Annotated in this window: 6 protein-coding genes; 1 reads left to right on the top strand and 5 read right to left on the bottom strand. The window is 61.0% G+C overall.

Features of this window, described 5'->3' with window-relative positions; genetic code table 11:
- Together JJE47_05260 and JJE47_05255 are read right to left on the bottom strand one after the other, a co-directional pair.
- The coding region (locus tag JJE47_05260) for a sugar kinase (protein ID MBK5266824.1) at positions 1-965 on the bottom strand (965 nt) is incomplete at its 3' end.
- Entirely contained in the window at positions 962-1,501 is a 540-nt protein-coding gene (locus JJE47_05255; protein MBK5266823.1) for a hypothetical protein, read from the bottom strand. The genes JJE47_05255 and JJE47_05260, both read right to left, overlap by 4 nt.
- Before the next feature lie 45 nt (positions 1,502-1,546).
- Between JJE47_05255 and JJE47_05250 the strand changes: the two genes are divergently transcribed.
- Positions 1,547-2,578 (top strand): hypothetical protein, encoded by a 1,032-nt coding sequence (locus JJE47_05250; GenBank protein MBK5266822.1) that lies wholly within the window; start codon positions 1,547-1,549, stop codon positions 2,576-2,578.
- An 80-nt stretch (positions 2,579-2,658) separates the two neighbouring features.
- Here JJE47_05250 and JJE47_05245 read toward each other — a convergent pair whose 3' ends face one another.
- The 3 genes from JJE47_05245 to JJE47_05235 form a co-directional block, all read right to left on the bottom strand.
- Positions 2,659-3,090 (bottom strand): CBS domain-containing protein, encoded by a 432-nt coding sequence (locus tag JJE47_05245; GenBank protein ID MBK5266821.1) that lies wholly within the window; start codon positions 3,088-3,090, stop codon positions 2,659-2,661.
- A 289-nt stretch (positions 3,091-3,379) separates the two neighbouring features.
- Entirely contained in the window at positions 3,380-3,892 is a 513-nt protein-coding gene (locus JJE47_05240) for an SRPBCC domain-containing protein (GenBank protein ID MBK5266820.1), read from the bottom strand.
- Positions 3,889-4,239 carry a winged helix-turn-helix transcriptional regulator gene (locus tag JJE47_05235; GenBank protein ID MBK5266819.1) on the bottom strand — a complete coding sequence of 117 codons (351 nt, stop codon included), beginning with the start codon at positions 4,237-4,239 and terminating at the stop codon, positions 3,889-3,891. Before JJE47_05235 ends, JJE47_05240 begins: the two co-directional genes overlap by 4 nt.
- Positions 4,240-4,253: the final 14 nt, after the last annotated feature.

The following is a 4,253-nucleotide window of genomic DNA, read 5'->3' as shown; positions in this document are numbered from 1 at the left end:
TCGGAGGCCGGACGACCATCCATGAGCGCCCAAATAACACCGGAGACGAATCCGTCGCCGCCGCCCACCCGATCGTAGATCTCCAGGTCTCGGCGAAGTCGGGCAGCGTGCACCGACCCCGCTTCTTGAACCAGTCCGCCCCAGTGGTTGAATCCTGCAGTTCGAGAGTCCCTCAGCGACATCGCCACCATCTGGACCTGCGGGAACTCTTCGATCACCGCTTGTGAGAGCGACGCAAACCTGTCCGGCTCCTCAACCCAGGCGCCGATCGGACACTCTTCGATCTCGAACCCGAGGCCGGTCCGGTAGTCCTCAATGCTCCCGAACACGACATCGACTTGCCGAAGCATCCTCCGGTTGACGGCGACCGGATCTCGACCCGGCACACTCCACAAAGACCGCCGATGATTCACATCGTACGAGACGATCGTGCCCTCGGAACGGGCGACTGACATTCCTTCAAGGGCAAGCTCGGCGCAAGAGTCGGACAACCCGGCGAAGATCCCGCCGGTATGCAACCACCGGGATCGTTCTTCGGCCAGCAGCCTGATCCAGTCGACATCTCCGGGAGCCATCTTCGACGCGGCGCTATTCGCCCGGTCGGACACGCCAAGCGGCGGTCGGACACCAAAACCCTTCTCGGTGAAGTTGAGGCCGACCCGCGTGAACCCCAATCCGTCAGACGGCACCCACACCACGTGGTCCAGGTCAACGCCGCCCGTCATGATCAGGTCCTCGGCCAGGTGGCCGACCTCATTGTCAACCAGTGCGGTTACCACCGCCGATCGTTGGCCGAACACCTTGGACATCGCCCGGGCGACGTTGTATTCACCGCCGCCCTCCGATACCTTGAACGATCGTGCGGTTCTGACACGACCCGACCCCGGATCCAACCGCAACATGACCTCACCCAGCGCGACACAATCCCACTTCGTCTCCGAAGAAGGAAGCAGATTGATCTTCATGTGGCCAGCCGCACTCTCGCCGCCGAAACCGCCGAAACGGCGGAGTCGAGCCGTCGTTCGACCTCGCTCCGGTCTTCGTTGGAGATCGACCGGCCTGGAAACAGCGCCGAACCGATCGCAACGGCTACCGCACCGGCGCCGAACCACTGTTCAAGCACGTCTTGGCTTGGGACAACGCCACCAGATGGGATCGCCTCGACGTTCGGGAAGACCGATCGGATTGACCGTAGAAAACCGGGGCCACCGATGGCATCGGCAGGAAAAAGCTTCACGGCTTGGCACCCGAGCTGCATGGCGGTGTGAATGTCTGTCGCCGTTGCACATCCTGGAATCCAGATCACACCTTCGGCATGACATCGCGCCGCAACGGCCGGCTCCACGATCGGCGAGAAGGTGAAACGGGCGCCTGCTTTGATGGCTGCGTCGGCGGCGGCCACTCCCACAACCGTGCCGGCACCCACCGTCAATGGCAACGCATCCGCCTCAATTCGGGTGATCAACCGGGCCAACGCGTCGACGACACCCGGCGCGCGCAACGTGACCTCCAGGACCGAGGCCAGGTAGCCGTACTCGAGTCAGGCGTGTTGTCACCGGAGGAACGAGCCGATGTTGTCGACGCCCTGTTCTCCAGCGCCATGTATCGGGCCGACCAACGCAGCTTCATGCTGTACCCGGTCCGTCACCTTCCGTCGTTTCTGGACAAAAACGTCGTGCCGGTCGCATCCGTCGAGGGCAACCCGCTGCTCGCTGCGTTGTCCGAAGCCGGCGACCCCTCGGTGATCGGCGTCGACGTAGACGGCCGCTTCCGGTTCGATGCAAGCTTCGCCAACCGGGACGATCTAAACGCCACACTCGACCACTTGTCTGCCGACGCCAGGTGGACCGACCTCATAGCCGACCACCGTGACCTGACGCTGGATACCTATGAGAAGGTGTTCGGGCATCATGCCTACACGGGTCGTTCCGGCTCGATGTATGGCTACGAGGGGATCGGCTCCATCTACTGGCACATGGTCGCCAAGCTACTTGTGGCAGTCCAGGACGCGGCAGTTCACGCAGTCTCCGCCAGCACAGCCTCTGCGACCGTGGACCGCCTCGTTGACGCCTACTGGCGGGTCCGGTCGGGATTGGGTTTCAACAAGACGGCCGTCGAGTTCGGGGCGATTCCTACCGATCCGTACTCGCACACACCTGCCCATGCGGGCGCCCAACAGCCAGGCATGACCGGACTCGTGAAAGAGGAGCTGCTCACGCGACCCCTTGAGGTCGGCATCCGGGTCGAGAACGGCGAGATCCGATTTGATCCACTGCTTCTAAGACTCGATGAGCTACTCGATCAAGAAGAGACATGGCAAATGTATGACATTCACCTCAAGCCGACGACGATCCTCCTGCCTGAGGGTTCCTTGGGCATGACCTTCTGCCAGGTACCGGTAGTGGTGTCGGCAACGCTTGGTGAGGCGTCGGTCGAGATCGTGTTTCGCGATGGCACCACAAAACGTCGACCCGGCCTTGGTTTGGACCGCCAGACCAGCGCGCAGGTCTTCGCCCCATCGGGCGAGATCACACAGATCCGGGCCCACCTGCCTGGCGAAAGTGCGGAACGAGCCTGATCCGCTAGAAGTCCGCCAACCAATCCGCTGTCCGTCCGGGGGTCCTGCGCCCGGGCGGTCGCCTATCCCATCATCAACGGTCACCTGGCCGAGATGTATTCCTCAAGGTGTTTGATCTGGAATGCTTGCGCCTTGGTCTTGTATTTAACCAGGTCCCCAATCGAGATCATCCCCTGCAGTTGACTGTCCGAGACCACCGGAAGATGGCGAATCCGCTGATCGGTGATGAGAGCGAGCGCCTCGTCGATATCGGTGTCGGGTTCAACAACGATAAGTGAGCTGACCATGACCTCGCGGACCGTGGTCGTCTTCGATGAGCGGCCGGCCACGGCGATTTTCCGGAGATAATCGCGTTCGGTGATGATACCGACGATATCTGACTCAAGCATGACGAGCAGCGCTCCACAATTCCTATCAACCATTTGCGTTATTGCTTCGAAAACGGTCGCGTCTGGTTCGATCCGATATACCTCTGAGCCCTTGTCGACGAGGATGTCGTTCACTGTTGCCATTTATGCACCTCGGGTTGATCGGCCCGGACGACCGACGTGTCGCGAATCTCAAGCAGGATCGGTCGAAACGACTGACCACTCTCAACCATACTCCGCTGGAGCGGGCAACCGCCGAGATTCCAACCCTGAATCTTGCGTTGACGGTTGTGATCTCCAGAATCGATAGTCCCGGGCATCCGAACACCGCTCCCCTCGACCAACCGGTCTACTACCTCTATCGACCCAGAAGACCGCACCGCTCATACAAACTCCGGCGAGCGTCCCGACGACTGCATGGGGGCACTGTTTGTCAGGCGGTGTCTCCAGGTTTGAGATCAGCTGCAAGCAGAGCGTCGATCTGCCCCATGGCCGCCGTCATGCCCTCCTCCATCCCCATCTCCACCAGTTGTTCCATGGCCTCCAACGTGGAGAACGTGGAAGTGATAGTCATACGAGCGCCGCCCGACTCTGTGGCTTCGATCGTGACCATGGCCATTGTGGTCGGCATATCGCTGATCGGGTTACCTGCATCGTCGGCAAACCCATCCTCGAATTCCAACCGGTTCGGGGCATCCACCGTGAGCACGCGCCACCAGCCGTAGTGCTGGTCCCCTTCGGGTCCTGTCATGTAATAGGTGACGGTCCCGCCCGCAGTGAGATCATGTTCGACAAATGTCGCCGGATACGTCGGGGGACCCCACCAGCGTTCGAGCTGTCGAGGGTCTGCCCAGAGTCGCCAGGCTCGGTCGGTCGGGACGTCGAACTCTGCGGTGATCGAAAACTTGAGGTGTTCGGGGTCCTTGCGTACGTTCGTGACGGTCATTCGGCTTCTCCTGATTCGGGTTCGGCGAGGATCTCGCCCATGCGGTCAATCCGGTCCCGCCATAACTCCTCGAGTTCTTCGAGAAGTCCATGGGCGGTTCGAATAGTGGTGGGACTCCCGCGAACGAGCTGCTCGCGCCCGCGTGGATGCTTCGTAATGAGGCCGGCGCGTTCGAGGACGGCCACATGTTTTTGCACTGCGGCGAAGCTCATCGTGTAGCTACGGGCCAGCCCGGAGACCGAATAGTCCCGGGTCATCGTTCGCGTGATGATGTCCCTGCGGGTGGCGTCGGCCAGCGCATGAAACAGCAGATCCACATCGAGGTGATCGATCATTCCTACAACCATATGGTTGTACTTTA

It is taken from the genome of Acidimicrobiia bacterium, from assembly GCA_016650365.1.
Taxonomy (GTDB): Bacteria; Actinomycetota; Acidimicrobiia; order Spongiisociales; family JAENVV01; genus JAENVV01.
Note: the sequence above shows the minus strand (reverse complement) of the source record. Positions and strands in the feature narration are given on the sequence as shown.